Genomic DNA, 17329 nt, shown 5'->3' on the forward strand with positions numbered 1-17329 from the left:
ATTGCTAAAATAGCTATTTATTTGAGAATGTATGCGAATTTATATTTTCGAATCCTTTTTCCTATATTCAAGAATCAGTTTACATTATTACTTAAAGTTATTAACAAGAAAGGAGTAGAATTTCTCTACTCCAAAAAAGATAAAATTAAGGTTAACTGCATGTATTTTAGTTTTTGTTCCTTTTAATTTCAAAAAAATTCTAATCTACTAATTCAATCTATCTTTAAAAGAATCAATTCTAACAACATTAGCTCTAGGTGATGTTAAATTTAAGTCAGATTCTTCTAACACAGGACCGTAAACTACAGCATCACCTTTTTCTAATCTACCTAATTTTCTATCCATCTCTTGTTTTTCTTGTATACTTTTTGTGATATTCTTAGAAATAATTGGAATTTGAGCATCAGGTGGTAAAAAATGGACTTGTTCTGCTGCATTATAAATTGCTTCTTTACCATCTCCACGTATTGAATCTAATGACTGTGTCGCGAAAATACCTGACCAACCAAACTTCCTTCCTTCTCTTAATATCTTCACAATAGGAGAATCATTGCTGAAATCTAAATTCTGAATTTCATCCAAAACCAAAGGTATTGGCAATTCTTCCTTACCATTTTGTTGGGTATATTGAAATAAATCCCACAGCATAAACTCAATTAATGCTTTTTGAATATCACTCTGTAAGCCATGCATTTGAAAAATATGTACTGTACCTGTATTAGTAAAGAAATTACGCCAATCAACAGGACTACTATAAGTAAATGGATCTCTTGAAAGCAGCCTCTCTAATCTGCCGTATAACTTCTCATCATTTGAATCCTCACTATCTAATAATTGATTACTCAAATGTGTAAACGTATATGAATCTCCATGAATCCTAATACCTTCTCCCATTCTTCTCTTTAATAAAGATAATTGTTGGATACCTAAAGAAAATACAGTATCTAATATATAGGATATCCTATCAATCATATCTTGTTCATCTTCATCCTCTAAAGAACTTCCAAAATCAATCTTTTGACGCTTAAATGGATTAATTGGTAACTTATCACGGTGAACTAACCTCACAGTTTTCTTACCATCTATCAATTTAATAAATTGATTGTCCAGTTGATTATCAAGGAAACTGGAAGTATAATCAATAACTATCGAATCTATTTTATTTTTAGATAATTCATATAATAATGTTTGCACAAAGTATGTTTTTCCTTGTCCTGACTTCCCCGTTATAAAAAGATGTCGATTAGACAGAGATTTATTTCCGTATTCCCAGAACAAGGAAGTTTCAGATCCTTTAATATTTCCTAATAGAATGCGTGTATCCTCTAATTTGGATTCTAACCTTACCATAGGAATGTTTTCATCTGAGTAACTTTCGAACAATTCTATCCTACCCTCATCTCCTATCTTTTTAGGACTCTCATTTTCCTTTATAACTAACTCAGGCAATAAATTTTCTGCTACCTTCATACTAGGTGCTATGTTACTTATCTCCATATTTCTATTTTTTTGATGCAAAAGGTTGTTCAAAAAATAAGTTGTTTTAAATGAGAATTCCTTATTTTGAATTTTACTTACTACATTAAAAATATTTTCACTAACTATATTATAAGCATCTCTTTCCGGCACTTTAATACTCGTAAATTCATCATCAATATTTTTTTCTATAATTCGCGTGTGGATATCTTTAGTAAATTCAAACACAAAACCTTTTCCATAATATTTTGATAACTCAAACGAGATATCAAAATTATTTGACATCAATTTGTCCAGAATTAATTCAGAATCAACCAATTCTTTTTCTGAAAATATTTCAGAATATCTCATTTTTGATAAATTAGTTAGAAGCACGGATTTAAAGAAATTCGAGTAGTAGTTTCTCATAAATTGATTCTCGTTTGATACACTCAAAAATTCTTTCAATATATCGAAGGTGTTAACAACCTGCTCTTTTGCTTTAACAGAAACAGACGTATTATTAATTCCGACCTTTACCTCTATGGGAATAAGGTGAACTTTTAATAAATCTTCTCTAAAGTCAATTCCCATAAATAACAAGTCATCACTTACTGAACCTTTTTTTCCTAAGTTCATACTACTAAATAAACCATCTTTTTTCTTTAATCCCACCATATCTGAGACACGTAAAATTTCTTCTAAAGATACGGGAACCCAGTAAAAATCTGAGTGCTCTAGTATTCCTAACATTTCTTTATACGCTGAAATAATACTAAGTTTTTCCCTAATCAGATTAGATTTAACATCTGAGGTGCGGTTATCTGAAGCAAGTTTTAATAGCCATGTACCATTTATTATATTAAAACTTTTAATAATATCTTGAGCTGATGTTAATTTATTATCAGAATAAGTATCTATTATCTTTTCTTTTAATATTCTCTCATATTGGTTAATATTATTAGTTATAGTAATCGCCTCATACTCATTCATTGAATTTTGGTCCATGTAATGAATAATAAATAAATTTTCGTCTTCACTATGATAAAAATAAGATAGATCAACATCCGGATTAATAATTGTCAACCAATTACTTTTATTCATTAACAGTTTTATATTTGAATAATTATTTTTTCTTATATTATTAATTAGTGTTTTTCTAGGACTATATACTTCTGTTTCTTTTTTTGTCGCTAATAAAAAACTATTCCATGTTACAACAAAATTAATCAAACTACTCTGAGTATCATTATCAAACACATCTATTCCGAATCCACTTATAAAGTTATCTTGATCATTCTTTTGATATATTTGACCACTTACCAATCCATCTAAAGAATAATTTTTTTTCAAATTTGCTACAGGCATACCTACTATATCCATTTCAGATGTAAATTGATAAAAACTTATATGGAAAAAAGCGTCTTCAATTTCTTCTATATGTGAAACATTAAATAAATTAATCTTAGTTTGTAATAGCTCTAAAACTTCACTATCCTCAAATTTACTACCTTTATATTTATGGCTTAACAACTCATTCAATTTTTCCATAGATGTCGCTTCATATAGTTTATTAAATTTAGAACTTAACATTTCACCTATCTGTTCTGAATAAATGGTTAATGGATTTATATCTTTAATATTTTTTATTTTTCCTAATTGTTCGAAGAAATAGTTGACTATAGCATCAAAAAACATATCTTCATCATAAATATTAATAGCTGCAATATTAATAGGGATATTTAGATTTGTTAGAAATAAAAACTTATACTGTGATACATAATCTTGTATTCTAGAAACAATAACTTTATACGATAAATCAGAAAGCTTTTTTTTCAATATTTCTTTGTAGAATAAATACCTTGGAAATTGAGAATCGTATATAGACTGATGAATAGTATTTTCAATTAATATATAAGGTGACAAATTAGCTCCATTCAATGTTTTTAAAACATTCTCTCTAGGAATTAATTCTTTATTCACTAATTGATGAGATAATTCTAAGTAATACATTATTTGAAATGGATTTAAAGGAGTTAAAATGATTTCATTATTTCTAACTACTCTACCGATTTTAGATATGTTTTGAATTTGTAATTTAATTTGTTCACCTTCAATCAAATGCTCTGAAAACAATTCTTGAATAGTCGTAATAATGTCTTCCATTAACACATTTAATCTATCTGTATGAATTGCTATACTCGGTAGCGTGTTCTTTTCTTCATAATAATTAAACAAATTTTCATAATTTTTTTGAAGTTTTTTCGGAATATCTAGCGTTTTCTTCTGATAATAGCTACTTTCAAATAATCCATATATAGACTTTTCAGAAATCATTCTCTCTTCAAGTAGCAACATTTCTTTTACCTTAGTATCAACAGTAAATATTTTATTATCAGAAAATATTCTACTTTCTTTAAATACTAGTTGAGTATTTGACAATAATCGTTGTCTTTCTAATTGAATTCCTGATAAAGAAACTAAGCGTTCCATATTACTTCTTATTGACAATGGTAAAAAAGCATCAGCTAATTTTGCTTTATATCTCAAAACCCCATTATCATCTTCTTCAACAGCAGTCTCTTTAAATAGCAGCTCTGAATGCAATAGTTCTACATCAGTAAGGTCATCAGCATTATATACTTCGATAGTTTTTCGATTAACTAAACCAAAACCATACTCAGATATGTGTTGTGAGACACCAAAACTAAATCCTTTTCTTTTAACATCAATTTTAAAATTAGGTATCACTTTAGTTAAATATTCAAGTGGAAACGGAACTATCATAAAACAGATTTTAAAAGTTAAACGATTTTCTTTTTTATGTTTGTAAGTAATCATTCCCCCATATGTTATATCTCGAATATAATTGGGAATGGTAACGATTACTTTTTTATTTTTAGTATCAATTATCAAATCATTTAATACCTTGCTGTCATTTTCAAAATAATATGTTTGACTTGTAACAATACTAGATTTTTGTACTTTATCATCAAATGGAATTTCAATTGAACATGTATTACTTTCAATATTTTTAGAGTCAGTAGACTGTAGTATATGCAATCTTTTAGCTTTACTACCAGTCTCTCCTTCTAATTGATATATTATTGATTCCGTACTAATCAAATTTTCTTGGTCATAATTTATTTTAACTGTTCTACTACTAAGATATTTTTCAACCCCACGTTCTACATCATTATAGTCAACATACTTCCAATCATCTTCTTTTTTCAATTGGTTCACTAAACTATCACCGGAGACTTTTTCTAATAATTTATCCTCTGTATCAAAAAAAGAATGTGCCATCTCTACTTCAGTATACATGGATTTATTTTTCTTTAATCTAGACTCGATATCCTTCTCAGTAAATGATGATAATTGCGAATCATAGAAATACCCCATATCATTATAATTATTCACTGATATTTCTTTTTTCTCAATAATTGAAAATATAGTTTCAAAATCTTTTAGTATAGTATTTTCATAATTATCTATATCATTTATATACAATTCTAATGCTGTTCTTTCAAAATCTTTCAATGTTGTGTTTTCTTCTATAACTTCTTTTATTTCTCTTTTGATATTTGCTATATTAAACGGGGCATCCTTTTGACTAACATCAAAAGCTCCTCTAACAATCGAGTCTAATCCGCTATGAACTAAAAAGAATACAGCTGTGTTTTTCCATATTCCTTTTTGCTCACTCACTCTATTTCTAATTGTTACTAAAAAGTCTTGTGTGACACTATTCCCTGTTGCTACAAATAATATCTTCTTATCTTTTACTAGTAAATAAGGGGTTTGATAATCTATTCCATCTGATATAGAGGAAAATATCTTTAACTCGCTAGTAGTCTCTAATTCCCTATAGAAATTATCAACTTCTGATACATCATCTAGGAGTACAAAAAAACGATCCCCAGGCTTGATTTCCTTTTGTAATTTTAACCACTTTACGATACGATTTGTTAAAAATTTATAATATTGATTTAACATATTGTGCATCCCCGCTATCACTCATTTTTTCCAAAATATTTACCTCTTCAAATAGTTTAATGACTTCTTGACGACTTTGAGAATCGAAGAATATTCCTCTTTTTTCCAATTCTTTAAACACGTCACGAACCAGCATTCTACCTTTTGGTTCAACAATTACAGCTACTAACAATAGTATTAAATCTGCTGGTGCATTCAGCACTTTGCCTAACCTTCCTCGTGATTTAATAAACCCTAATCTAAAAAATTCATCAAATGACCTTTTAAATCTAGAAACCGATTCATTTGGAATATCCGCTTTCAACCATTGACGTAACTGACTTATTTGCTCCATTAAATTATTAGATGTACTCACAACTTCTTTATCTTTATAAAAACTATAAGAACGATTGAATTCTTTTAAATTTCTTATTAGTTTATCCTCATACTCAAAATCACTTGATAAAATTTCCTGATAACTATAATATTTATCTACTCCTATAAGCTCATTTAAGTAGTCTAATACATCATTATCAACTAATAAATATTTCGCATTTTCTAATACTAAATTATATCCATTTTTTACGGAAACTCTTGCACCAGAGAGTGACTCTTTTTCATAAGAAAAAAATAAATTATCTTTAAAAGCTGTTTGTTTAAATTGATAAGTGAATGTTATGATATGTAAAAAATAATAAAATGAAAAAAATAGATTCATTTGTTTTAAAAAGAATTTTTTATTAACTAATAGCCTGCTCAAATCTTTTTGAAATACATTTAAATAATCAAAATTTTCTATTAAACAAAATTTCCTCGTATCATTGTTATTATCACATTCAAGTTCTGGCAATGATAAAATTAAAACTTCTGTATATAAATCCTCTGGTTCTGAAATCTGTAAAAATTTTTTCCATTCTTCATTTTCTGATAGTTTAAAAAGTTTACTCAAGTAAACTCCTAATTCTACTTTTCCTTTTTTTTCACTTTGTTCTTGCTTACTACTACTTTTAGGAATAACATATAGCAATAGTTTTTGATTAAGCTTTATTTCTTGTTTTAAATCAAAAATATCTCTTAACTCTTCTTCTGAAATATCCGCAACATCAACTTTAGTTCTTAAATTTTCAAAAAAAGGAATACTGACATCCTCAATATCTAATTGGTATTCTGCAGAGTGTCGACTCATGATACCAATAATTTCTGAAAAATCATCTTTATACTTTACTCTTTCAGGTTCGCGTGTCCAAAAAGGAAACACCTTTCCTTTAAAGTTTCTATTAAATGTAGGTTTAGTATCTAATTTCAATTTCATTTTTAATTGATTAACTTCAATAGATTCACTCATCTTACTTACCTCGTTGTAGTTTTATTTTTCCAAAACTTTTACTTAATTCATAAACTTGATTAGTCTCAACATTAATTAATAAGTTAGTTCGCATAGATTTACTATACTTAACAATATCATCTACAAAAGCATCTAATCGAATAGCCATATTTCGATCTTCTTCTTTGATAAAATATCCTTTTTCAATTTTTCTTAATAGCTCATAAATTCTATAATCAATTCTAATTTCAGATTCATTATCATCAAAAAAGTATTTTACTTTTATATCAAAACCATCTACAACTTCCTCGGAGTCATTTATATTATGCTCCATTGCTATGCGTATTATTTCATCTCCACGACTTTTTAGTAAGTAATCATCTTTTAAATGGTCAACTTTACCATTCCAGGTCAAAGCACACTCCATCACTAAACGAGACATTTCTCCTTGAGCTACTTTATTATTTAAATTCGTTAGCTCTTTTAAATATCCAGAATATAAAGATTCTCCAAACATCGAATTATTAGGCTCTTCAAGATACTTAATCCTAACAAAAGTATTAAAAATTCTCCTAAAATTATCTTTCCCAAGAACTTTATCTCTCATAGTTTCAAAAATAGGTAAATACTTTTCACCTTCATTACCTAGTAGCTCTTTAATCTTCTGTAATAAATCATTTGAATGATATAATTCTATTGCTAAATCATTTAGTTTGGCTGTTTGAATGTCTACAGGATCTATTAAATTTAGATAAGTTAGTATATTAGACTTATTTTTATTTTGGAATAAAAGATGTGGTAGATATGATGATGCATTTATATTACCTTCCTTAGGATTTACAATATCATACATAAAATTAAATAATAATCTAGTTGAAATAATCTCTTTAAACTCGACTTCTATTCTATTCAGTAGACCAATGACATTATTTAAAACATTTTCACTCAATAAATATCTATAATTCTCATGAATTAACTTTGTCATGCCTTTTTGCTGATCGTTTAAATATGCCTGATAAAAAATATTACTTTCGGATGTGGAGAATACTTTTCTAAAAACCTCTTCATAAAATATATTTTTTACAATGCCGTCTTTAAATGTTAATTCTTTTCTTTCTAAAAATGATACTGTTTTAAAATAGTCCGAATTTTCTTCCTCTCTCTTTTTACCAGATATTATTCCACTTTTTTCTATATAACTTACTAATTGATCAAACTCCTCTATGTGATTTAAATAATCATATAAATTGGTCAATACCCCTAAATTAATAGCAATAATTATCCTTTTGTCTTCAACATAATTTATTTTCTGATTATTAAAGGGCTCTAAAATACTAACTAATCTATCAATTGATGTTTTATTAGGTGCGTCGCTCTCAGTTGCATCATTATAAATCTCAATATTTTTATTATTAAATTCATTTCTATATTTATCGTTCATATAAGCAAGTAAATGACTTTTTCCATCTCCTACATTACCTACTAAAAAAATAACACTCTTTTTTCCCTGAGAAAGCTGTTCGTTAATAGCTTCTTCTAATTCTTCTTGTATAGGTCTCTTAACATGCATATACTCATTAAACTCTTCAAAACTATCTGAATGTACTATCATATCTTTTGACTGCATTGATAATTTGTTAAACAAAATTTCAAGTTCACTATGCTTCTGTAATCGGTTAACATCATATATTTTAATCTGTTCAAGCAAAATCATGGCATTCTCTACATCATCTGAACTTGCATCAACATCGTCTAATCTATTTAGTACTCTTACCATGTTAAGAATTTTATCAGTTTCTAAACTCGAAATCTTTTGAGCTCTATTCAGTCTATGAGCTAATTTTGTCAAATTTTTTATACTATAATCGCCAACAAAAACACCATACTTACTTACTAATAAAGAAAATATATTTTCAGAAACACTCTCTAGTTGATTATTTAAGGAACCATCTTGAATAGTTCCTGAGCAACCACTATATTTATTAACTATAGTGGTTGCCACTAGTTTATTTTTTAATTTTTGTATGAAAATATTATCTTGATCAGTTATTATATAATCATTTTTATCAGCTTTTAAAAATTCTGTATATTTTTTCATTCGGAATAATTCATTAATAGATAATTCTTCTTCAATAATTTTCAGCAATAGTAGCATGTTGTCATAATTAAATTCTAATACTAATTTATATTTGTTTGCAACTTCTATATAAAAAACTCTCATTTTCCCTATAAATTGATGTTGAGTAAGATTCATGTCTGATTGTTCTTTTCTACGCATATGTATTCCTCCACTTACAATAAATTCAACTAATATATAACTATAATTATACTATAACTTATAATTATATAATAATTTATTAATTTTTTAATCAATCAACCATTATAAACAAGAATATACTCTTTTAAACAAAAAAAAGACACCCTCCAAATGGAAGATGCCTTGAAATTCTGTATAAAAACGAATTAACGTTTTGAGAATTGTGATGCTTTACGAGCTTTTTTAAGACCTGGTTTTTTACGTTCAACCATACGAGCGTCACGAGTTAACAATCCTGCACGTTTAAGAGCTGGACGGAAATCTGGATCTACTTGTAAAAGAGCGCGAGAGATACCGTGGCGAGTTGCCCCAGCTTGTCCTGCGTATCCTCCACCGTTAACGTTAACTAATACGTCATATGCGCCTTTAGTTTCTGTTAATACTAGTGGTTGCATGATTACTTCACGTAAATCAGCATGTGGAATATATTCTTCAATGTCTTTATTGTTCATGATTACTTTACCTGTACCGGGTACTAAGCGTACGCGAGCTACAGATTTTTTACGACGGCCTGTGCCTAAATATTGTACTTTAGCCAATGAAATTCCCTCCTTAAATTAAGTTAGTGATATCTAATACTTCTGGTTGTTGTGCTGCATGTTTGTGTTCAGCTTCACCGTATACAAATAGTTTTTTAGCAGTTGCGCGTCCTAAACTATTTTTTGGTAACATACCTTTAATTGAGTTCTCAACTAAACGACGTGAGTTTTTGTCACGTAATTCACCAGCAGTGATAGATTTGATTCCACCTGGGTGTTGGCTGTGACGGTAGTATACTTTGTCACTTTCTTTGTTTCCTGTTAATTTAACTTTATCAGCGTTAATTACGATTACGTAATCACCAGTATCCACGTGAGGTGTGAATGTTGGTTTATTTTTTCCACGTAAAATAGATGCTACTACTGTAGATAGACGACCTAAAGGAATATCTGTCGCGTCTACTACAAACCATTTACGATCGATTTCGCCAGCTTTGGCCATATATGTTGTACGCATGGTTTCTTTTCCTCCAATTTATGTTCTTGATGTTTGGCATTACATAATAAGTTTCCGGGGCTCACCATGTTGTGGTCAAACAATACCATCTAACATATTATCGTGAATCCCTTGATATGTCAATAAAATTCAACACTATTTTGGATATTTTTTTTCAATCTAATAGTCGACTTTCATTAAGAAAAGTCCTTCAGGATGGGCGGTTGGTCCTGTCATTTTTTTATCTTGGTTTTCTAAAGCTAGTTTGATGGCATCTACTGGTAGTTGACCATTCCCTATTTTAAGAAGTGTTCCTACTAGCATACGCACCATTTTGTATAAAAAGCCATTGCCATGAAACTCAAAACGCAGCTCTGTCTCGCTTAATTCAACTAGCTTCACTTCATAGACATGACGTGTTTTATCTTCAACGGCACTACCTGTGGCACAGAAGACGCTAAAATCATGCTCTCCTTCAATGTCTTTTGCTGCCTGCCTAATTCTATCTAAATCTAACTCATAGCGGTAGTGAGCCGAATACAGGCGTTTAAAAGGATCTCTTGAAGCAGATAAGTCTACATAGTAGTGATACGTCTTTTCTTTTGCTAAATATCTCGCATGAAAGTTATCATATACTTGCTCCACAGATAAAAAACTAATATCATCTGGCGTTTGTGTATCTAAAGCAAAACGAAATTTTTCACTCTCCCGAGTATGCGGGTAGTCAAAATGAATCACTTGTCCTCTAGCATGAACACCTGAATCTGTTCGTCCTGACGGGTGAATTGTGATAGATTTCCCTCCATTTAGTCTTTTTAACGTGGACTCAATCTCTGCTTGGATAGTATGGGCATTTTGCTGCACTTGGAACCCAGCATAACGAGTCCCATCATAGGCAATAATCGCTTTATAGCGTGGCATAAGTCTCTCCTCTTTCCTAAACAAAAATAGAAGCCAACTACAACTAGTTAGCCTCTATGTCGTTTTATGATCTAATGAATACAAGTAACACAGTTAATAAGGCAAAAGCAATCACTACTACTGTATCTGGTAATTCCCAATGAAGCACACGGTACTTCGTTCTACCTTCTCCACCTTGATAACCCCTTGCTTCCATAGCAATTGCTAAATCTTCAGCACGGTTAAAGCTGCTGACAAATAAAGGAATCAATAGTGGGACAATAGCTTTCATCTTCTGCATTAAGTTTCCTTCACCAAAGTCTACCCCACGAGCACGTTGTGCGTTCATGATTTTCTCTGTCTCATCCATTAAAGTTGGAACAAAGCGTAGCGCAATTGACAGCATTAATGAAATCTCATGAGCAGGGAATTTAATCGTTTTTAAAGGTCTTAACAAATACTCAATGGCATCTGATAAAGATAATGGTGGTGTCGTTAAGGTAAGTAACGTTGACATAAAAATAATCAACACGAAGCGGATAAAAATGAATGCTCCATTTTTAATCCCAAACTCACTAATACTAAAAATCCACCACTTAAAGTAAACTTCTCCCCCTTGAGAGAACATCACCTGTAGTAACACAGTAAACAGAATTAACCAAATCAATGGTTTTACCCCATTAATAAAGAAGCGTAAACTAATTTTTGATAGTAAAATTGCAAAAATCGTAAAGGCAAACATCGCGCCAAAACTAATAAAGTTATTACATAAGAAAATAATACCAATAAAGTAAAAACTTGCGACTAATTTAGCACGAGGATCAAGTCGATGAATAATCGAATCCCCAGGAATATAGCGACCTAAAATCAGTTTATTCATCATCTTGGCCACCTGCTTTCAATGAAGCTTGTAATTCATCTGCTAATTCATCGGCTGTTAAAGGTAATTGAGAGAACTCATAGCCTTTCTTCATTAGCTCAAAAGCAAAATCAGTGGCTGTCGGCACACCTAATTGCTTTTCTTTCAACCAATCCACATCAGCAAAAATCTCACGTGGGTTACCTTTTTTATGGATTTTTCCTTTTTCAAGAACCACCATGTAATCCGCATACTCTGCTACGTCATCCATTAAGTGAGTTACTAGAATAATATTAATTCCTTTTTCTTTATGCAAACGATAAAACATTTCCATAATGTCCTTACGACCTCTTGGATCAAGTCCTGCTGTTGGTTCATCTAGGATAACTACTTCAGGCTCCATAGCAAGAACGCCTGCAATCGCCACACGACGCATTTGTCCACCTGATAAATCAAATGGCGAGCGGTCCATGTAGCTTTCATCTAGACCAACTAAATCAAGCATTTCACGAGCTAATTTCTCAGCTTCTTCATCAGAAACACCAAAGTTTTTTGGTCCAAAGGCTATATCTTGTCCAACTGTCTCATCAAATAATTGAGACTCAGGAAATTGAAAAACAATTCCTACTTTTTTACGAATAGGCTTTAAGTTTTTATTATCTGTCTCTGGCGTAATCACACGGTCTCCAATAGTTACTTGACCTTTAGTTGGTTTTAAAAGAGCATTTAAATGCTGGAGTAGTGTTGATTTACCACTACCAGTATGACCCACAATCGCTGTGTAGCTATTAGAGGGGATTTCTAAATTTATATCAAAAAGTACCCGTTGTTCAAAAGGGCTATTAGGTTGGTAGGTAAAATCTACTTGTTCAAACCTGATGTCCATAACCAATCAACCATTCCTTCCTCTGTCAAATAATGATCCGGTACACTCATTCCACGATCTTTAAGGGCAGCTTTTAATTTCTCAGGAAAGGGTACGTCTAAGCCTAACTCGATTAGTTCTTCTCCACGAGAAAAAATCTCCGCAGGTGTTCCCTCTTGAATAATCTCACCTTCACGCATCACTAATACACGATTAGCATGAGCTGCTTCATCAATGTCATGGGTAATAGAGATAACTGTTAAATTAGAATCTTCTTTTATCTTACGAATCGTTTCAATTACTTCTTGCCGTCCTTGGGGATCTAGCATAGATGTAGCTTCATCTAAAATAATCACGTCTGGTCTCAAAGCAATCACACCAGCAATCGCCACACGCTGTTTTTGTCCACCAGACAAACGTGCTGGTTCTTTAATGGCAAAGTCTTCCATACGAACGGTCTCTAAGGCATCTTTCACTCGAGCCACCATTTCGTCTCTTGGTACGCCTTGGTTTTCTAAACCAAACGCCACATCGTCTTCTACTGTTGAGCCAACGAATTGGTTATCTGGATTTTGAAATACCATACCAATCATTCGACGAACATCCCAAAGTGTTGCTTCTGTGACTTCTTCACCTTTGACATTGATTTCACCAGAAGTTGGAGCAATCAGTCCGTTGATAGTTTTTGCTAATGTTGATTTACCAGAGCCATTGTGACCAATTAATGCCACCCATTCCCCTGGATAAATGTTAAGAGAGACATTGTTTAAAGCATTCTTAGTGTCTTCTCCAAGATATTTAAAAGTTATATTGTTAAGTTCAATTAAAGGAGTCTTCATGCAAGCCTCTTCCTTATCCTTTTTTGGTTTATTTTAAAAAAATGTTTCATTCTATTCTTAATGTTAATTAAAAATACAAGGAAACATTTTCAGTTAAGATAAATACCCATCCATCTTAATCTTTATTCAAATAAATGACAATTAAAGCGCATTAATACAAGTGTATAAAAAAAGCACTTTATATGATGAGCGCGCATCCCCTGATCCATAAAGACCAAGGGAATAGCACCGAGCTAGACTCGGAAAAAAATGAATTTTTCCAACATCATAACACTCTAAAAGAATCATCTATAAAGTGATTAAAACTAATTTAATTATTAAACTAATTCAATAATTACCATTGGTGCAGCGTCTCCGCGACGTTGTCCTTTTTTAAGGATACGTGTGTAACCACCTTGGCGATCTTGGTAACGAGGTCCCAAGTCATTGAATAATTTTTGTAAAGCTGTTTCTTGGATGATTGTTTCTTCGTTTTCGTCTAAACGAGCTTCTAAGTATTCGTTACGTACGAATGCTGCAGCTTGACGACGAGCATGAAGATCTCCGCGTTTACCTAAAGTAATCATTTTTTCAGTAGTTGAACGGATTTCTTTGGCACGAGCTTCAGTTGTTTCAATGCGTTCGTTGATAATTAAATCAGTTGTTAAATCACGTAACATTGCTTTTCTTTGGCTGCTTGTGCGACCTAATTTACGATAACTCACGTCGTATTCCTCCTTATATCAATTAAAGATTAATCGTCTTGGCGTAGACCTAATTCTAAATCAGCTAATTTAGCTTTTACTTCTTCAAGTGATTTACGGCCTAAGTTACGAACTTTAATCATTTCTGCTTCAGACTTATTAGTTAATTCTTGTAATGTATTGATACCAGCGCGTTTCAAACAGTTATAAGAACGAACAGATAGATCTAATTCTTCGATTGTTGTTTCCAACATTTTTTCTTTTTGTGTTTCTTCTTTTTCGATCATGATTTCAGCATTTTTTGCTTCATCTGTTAAGTTAACAAAGATATCTAAATGCTCAGTCAAGATTTTAGCAGATAAACTGATAGCCTCTTGCGGCGCGATAGAACCGTCTGTCCACACATCTAAAGTTAATTTGTCGAAATCATCACGACGTCCTACACGAGTGTTTTCTACTTGGTAGTTAACACGTTTAATAGGTGTGTAGATTGAGTCAACTGGTAAAACACCAATCGGCATATCTTCACTTTTATTTTCATCAGCTCTTGCATAACCACGGCCTGGTTTAACAGTTAAACTAGCGCGGAATGTAGCTCCTTCTGATACGCTACAGATAAATAAATCTTTATTCATGATCTCAACATCACTATCAGTGATAATGTCACCAGCAGTCACATTAGCGGGTCCAGTAATATCGATTTCTAAAGTTTTTTCACCTTCAGCATATAATTTAAGGGCTAAGCCTTTGATGTTCAAGATAATTTGAGTGACATCTTCACGAACTCCCTTGATAGTAGAAAACTCATGTAATACACCATCAATTTGAAGATTTGTGATTGCAGCACCTGGAAGAGATGACAATAAAATACGGCGTAATGAGTTACCTAACGTAGTTCCATAGCCTCTTTCAAGTGGCTCGATGACGAACTTGCCATAATCTCTATCTTCATCAATTTTAGTAATTCTTGGTTTCTCAAATTCAATCATTCTTCTCTATACCCCTTTCAAAACGAAAAGTGTCCTGCTCAATGTCGCTAAAAGTTCTACTCATTCGAATGAACTCACTCACTAAACACGACGGCGTTTTGGAGGGCGGCATCCATTATGAGGAACTGGAGTAACGTCACGAATTGCTGTCACTTCTAATCCTGTTGCTTGTAATGAACGAATAGCTGCTTCACGACCAGATCCTGGTCCTTTTACAGTTACGTCAACAGTTTTTAAACCATGTTCCATTGCTGCTTTAGCTGCAACTTCTGCTGCCATTTGAGCCGCGAATGGTGTTGCTTTTTTACTTCCTTTGAATCCTAATGATCCTGCTGATGACCATGCAATTGCATTACCGTGTACATCAGTCAACATAACGATTGTGTTATTGAATGTTGAATGGATATGTGCTATACCAGATTCAATATTCTTTTTCACACGACGTTTTCTAGAAACTTTTTTTGCTACCATGAAGCTTTATACCTCCTTCACTAAAAATTCTTATTTTTTCTTACCAGCGATAGAACGAGCTGGTCCTTTTCTTGTACGTGCGTTGTTTTTCGTGTTTTGTCCACGAGTTGGTAAACCACGACGATGACGCATACCTCTGTATGAACCAATTTCCATCAATCGTTTGATGTTTAAGTTCACTTCACGACGTAAGTCACCTTCGACTTTTAATTTATCAATTGCTGCACGAATTGAATCTGTTTGTTCGTTAGTTAAGTCGCTAACACGAATGTCTTCAGAAACTCCAGCTTCTTTCAAGATATCTTGAGAAGTTTTCTTTCCGATTCCATAGATGTAAGTAAGTGAAATAACTACGCGTTTATTACGGGGAATATCTACACCTGCAATACGAGCCATTATTCGTTAACCTCCTTTTATCCTTGACGTTGTTTATGTTTTGGGTTTTCACAGATAACCATAACTCGACCTTTACGGCGAATTATTTTACATTTTTCACAAATGGGTTTTACTGATGGTCTTACTTTCATGATTATACCTCCTTGAATTTTACGGAGTACAACTATTTAAAGCGATAAGTAATACGACCACGTGTTAAATCATACGGAGATAATTCAACTGTTACTTTATCTCCTGGTAGAATACGAATGTAGTGCATTCTTATTTTTCCAGAAACATGTGCTAAAATAACATGGCCATTTTCTAATTCAACTTTAAACATTGCATTCGGCAAAGTTTCGACGACTGTACCTTCAATTTCAATCATATCTTCTTTCGCCACAACTAGTACCTCCTTATACATTGTTTGCATCTGACATATGCGACAAATTGACAAAAAATAGAACTTAGGCTATTTCTTTCCAACTTTTGTATTATAGCACAACTACAACACAAAATAAAGTTGACTATCATTTTTTCAGGAAATCAACTTGATTTTTTTGAAAAGTGCCTTAATGCTCATTCAATAATAGATAGCTAGATAAATGACTAGTTTTTATTTGCGATAATTTTTTCAATATCAACAAATACCTCTTGAATATCACGATCACCATCAATTGTGTGTAACACATTTTGTTTTTCGTAATATTCTAAAATAGGTTCAGAGTTTTTGATGTTTACTTCTAAACGGTTTTTAACTGTTTCTGGTTTATCGTCTTCTCTTTGATAGAAATTATGTCCACCACAACGGTCACAAGTTCCTTCCACTTTTGGTGAATTGAATAATTTGTGATAAGTAGCGCCACAATCTTTACAGATAAAACGACCAGCTAAACGGTCAATTAAAACTTCTGAAGCGACATGAATGTTTAAGACATTGTCTACTTTTTTACCTAATTCCTCTAAAATTTTATCTAATTCTTCTGCTTGGGCAAGCGTCCGTGGGAAACCGTCTAAAAGGAATCCTTTTTCAGTGTCGTCTTGAGACAGACGATCTTTTACTATGCCGTTTGTTACCTCATCTGGTACTAACTCACCTTTATCAATAAATGATTTAGCAAGTAAACCAAGTTCAGTTTCATTCTTCATAGCATCACGGAACATATCTCCAGTAGAGATATGAGGAATTCCATACGCATCGATGATTTTCTCTGCCTGTGTTCCCTTACCGGCTCCTGGCAATCCCATTAGGATGAGATTCATTTGTTTTCCTCCTTAAGTTCGAGAAAAGTGCTGAGGAGA

General features: G+C 31.9%; 16 protein-coding genes. All 16 read right to left on the reverse strand.

Going from position 1 to position 17329, the window contains the following annotated elements; translation table 11 throughout:
- Positions 1-207: 207 nt before the first annotated feature.
- Positions 208-5451, reverse strand: a complete 5244-nt coding sequence (locus DOK76_RS08915) for a helicase HerA domain-containing protein (protein WP_206966945.1) — start codon at positions 5449-5451, stop codon at positions 208-210.
- Entirely contained in the window at positions 5432-6775 is a 1344-nt protein-coding gene (dptG, locus tag DOK76_RS08920; protein ID WP_206966947.1) for a DNA phosphorothioation-dependent restriction protein DptG, read from the reverse strand. The genes DOK76_RS08915 and dptG overlap by 20 nt, the downstream gene beginning before the upstream one ends.
- 1 nt (position 6776) lies before the next feature.
- Positions 6777-9032, reverse strand: a complete 2256-nt coding sequence (gene dptF / locus DOK76_RS08925) for a DNA phosphorothioation-dependent restriction protein DptF (protein WP_206966949.1) — start codon at positions 9030-9032, stop codon at positions 6777-6779.
- Positions 9033-9217: 185 nt separating this feature from the next.
- Positions 9218-9610, reverse strand: coding sequence for a 30S ribosomal protein S9 (gene rpsI / locus DOK76_RS08930; RefSeq protein ID WP_206966951.1), 393 nt, complete (start codon positions 9608-9610; stop codon positions 9218-9220).
- Between the two features lie 13 nt (positions 9611-9623).
- A complete protein-coding gene (rplM, locus tag DOK76_RS08935) occupies positions 9624-10067 on the reverse strand; it encodes a 50S ribosomal protein L13 (RefSeq protein ID WP_206966954.1) in 444 nt (147 codons plus the stop codon).
- A gap of 159 nt (positions 10068-10226) precedes the next feature.
- Positions 10227-10967 (reverse strand): tRNA pseudouridine(38-40) synthase TruA, encoded by a 741-nt coding sequence (truA, locus tag DOK76_RS08940; protein WP_206966956.1) that lies wholly within the window; start codon positions 10965-10967, stop codon positions 10227-10229.
- A 64-nt stretch (positions 10968-11031) separates the two neighbouring features.
- Positions 11032-11829 carry an energy-coupling factor transporter transmembrane component T family protein gene (locus tag DOK76_RS08945; RefSeq protein WP_206966958.1) on the reverse strand — a complete coding sequence of 266 codons (798 nt, stop codon included), beginning with the start codon at positions 11827-11829 and terminating at the stop codon, positions 11032-11034.
- A complete protein-coding gene (locus DOK76_RS08950; protein WP_206966960.1) occupies positions 11819-12691 on the reverse strand; it encodes an energy-coupling factor ABC transporter ATP-binding protein in 873 nt (290 codons plus the stop codon). Before DOK76_RS08950 ends, DOK76_RS08945 begins: the two co-directional genes overlap by 11 nt.
- Positions 12667-13509, reverse strand: coding sequence for an energy-coupling factor ABC transporter ATP-binding protein (locus DOK76_RS08955; protein ID WP_206966962.1), 843 nt, complete (start codon positions 13507-13509; stop codon positions 12667-12669). Before DOK76_RS08955 ends, DOK76_RS08950 begins: the two co-directional genes overlap by 25 nt.
- Before the next feature lie 317 nt (positions 13510-13826).
- Positions 13827-14213: a 50S ribosomal protein L17 gene (gene rplQ, locus DOK76_RS08960; protein WP_206966963.1), complete on the reverse strand. Its 387-nt coding sequence runs from the start codon at positions 14211-14213 to the stop codon at positions 13827-13829.
- Between the two features lie 29 nt (positions 14214-14242).
- The gene (locus DOK76_RS08965; RefSeq protein WP_206966965.1) at positions 14243-15181 is read right to left on the reverse strand and encodes a DNA-directed RNA polymerase subunit alpha; all 939 of its coding nucleotides are present in this window, start codon (positions 15179-15181) and stop codon (positions 14243-14245) included.
- A gap of 81 nt (positions 15182-15262) precedes the next feature.
- On the reverse strand, positions 15263-15652 hold the full coding sequence (rpsK, locus tag DOK76_RS08970) for a 30S ribosomal protein S11 (protein ID WP_206966967.1): 390 nt from the start codon (positions 15650-15652) through the stop codon (positions 15263-15265).
- Between the two features lie 30 nt (positions 15653-15682).
- Positions 15683-16048: a 30S ribosomal protein S13 gene (rpsM, locus tag DOK76_RS08975; protein ID WP_206966970.1), complete on the reverse strand. Its 366-nt coding sequence runs from the start codon at positions 16046-16048 to the stop codon at positions 15683-15685.
- Positions 16049-16065: 17 nt separating this feature from the next.
- The gene (gene rpmJ, locus DOK76_RS08980) at positions 16066-16179 is read right to left on the reverse strand and encodes a 50S ribosomal protein L36 (protein ID WP_071457744.1); all 114 of its coding nucleotides are present in this window, start codon (positions 16177-16179) and stop codon (positions 16066-16068) included.
- A 32-nt stretch (positions 16180-16211) separates the two neighbouring features.
- Positions 16212-16430, reverse strand: a complete 219-nt coding sequence (gene infA / locus DOK76_RS08985) for a translation initiation factor IF-1 (protein WP_071457745.1) — start codon at positions 16428-16430, stop codon at positions 16212-16214.
- A 206-nt stretch (positions 16431-16636) separates the two neighbouring features.
- Positions 16637-17290 carry an adenylate kinase gene (locus tag DOK76_RS08990; protein ID WP_206966973.1) on the reverse strand — a complete coding sequence of 218 codons (654 nt, stop codon included), beginning with the start codon at positions 17288-17290 and terminating at the stop codon, positions 16637-16639.
- Positions 17291-17329 lie beyond the last annotated feature (39 nt).

The sequence above is a fragment of the Candidatus Vagococcus giribetii genome (assembly GCF_017316185.1).
GTDB classification, from domain to species: domain Bacteria; phylum Bacillota; class Bacilli; order Lactobacillales; family Vagococcaceae; genus Vagococcus; species Vagococcus giribetii.

What these genes read in the sequence shown, in the direction of transcription:
- DOK76_RS08990 (WP_206966973.1), bottom strand. Translation starts at nt 17,290, where the DNA reads ATGAATCTCATCCTAATGGGATTGCCAGGAGCCGGTAAGGGAACACAG.
- DOK76_RS08955 (WP_206966962.1), bottom strand. Translation starts at nt 13,509, where the DNA reads ATGAAGACTCCTTTAATTGAACTTAACAATATAACTTTTAAATATCTT.
- DOK76_RS08945 (WP_206966958.1), bottom strand. Translation starts at nt 11,829, where the DNA reads ATGATGAATAAACTGATTTTAGGTCGCTATATTCCTGGGGATTCGATT.
- dptG (WP_206966947.1), bottom strand. Translation starts at nt 6,775, where the DNA reads ATGAGTGAATCTATTGAAGTTAATCAATTAAAAATGAAATTGAAATTA.
- DOK76_RS08965 (WP_206966965.1), bottom strand. Translation starts at nt 15,181, where the DNA reads ATGATTGAATTTGAGAAACCAAGAATTACTAAAATTGATGAAGATAGA.
- truA (WP_206966956.1), bottom strand. Translation starts at nt 10,967, where the DNA reads ATGCCACGCTATAAAGCGATTATTGCCTATGATGGGACTCGTTATGCT.
- rpsK (WP_206966967.1), bottom strand. Translation starts at nt 15,652, where the DNA reads ATGGTAGCAAAAAAAGTTTCTAGAAAACGTCGTGTGAAAAAGAATATT.
- DOK76_RS08915 (WP_206966945.1), bottom strand. Translation starts at nt 5,451, where the DNA reads ATGTTAAATCAATATTATAAATTTTTAACAAATCGTATCGTAAAGTGG.
- rpmJ (WP_071457744.1), bottom strand. Translation starts at nt 16,179, where the DNA reads ATGAAAGTAAGACCATCAGTAAAACCCATTTGTGAAAAATGTAAAATA.
- rplM (WP_206966954.1), bottom strand. Translation starts at nt 10,067, where the DNA reads ATGCGTACAACATATATGGCCAAAGCTGGCGAAATCGATCGTAAATGG.
- DOK76_RS08950 (WP_206966960.1), bottom strand. Translation starts at nt 12,691, where the DNA reads ATGGACATCAGGTTTGAACAAGTAGATTTTACCTACCAACCTAATAGC.
- dptF (WP_206966949.1), bottom strand. Translation starts at nt 9,032, where the DNA reads ATGCGTAGAAAAGAACAATCAGACATGAATCTTACTCAACATCAATTT.
- rpsM (WP_206966970.1), bottom strand. Translation starts at nt 16,048, where the DNA reads ATGGCTCGTATTGCAGGTGTAGATATTCCCCGTAATAAACGCGTAGTT.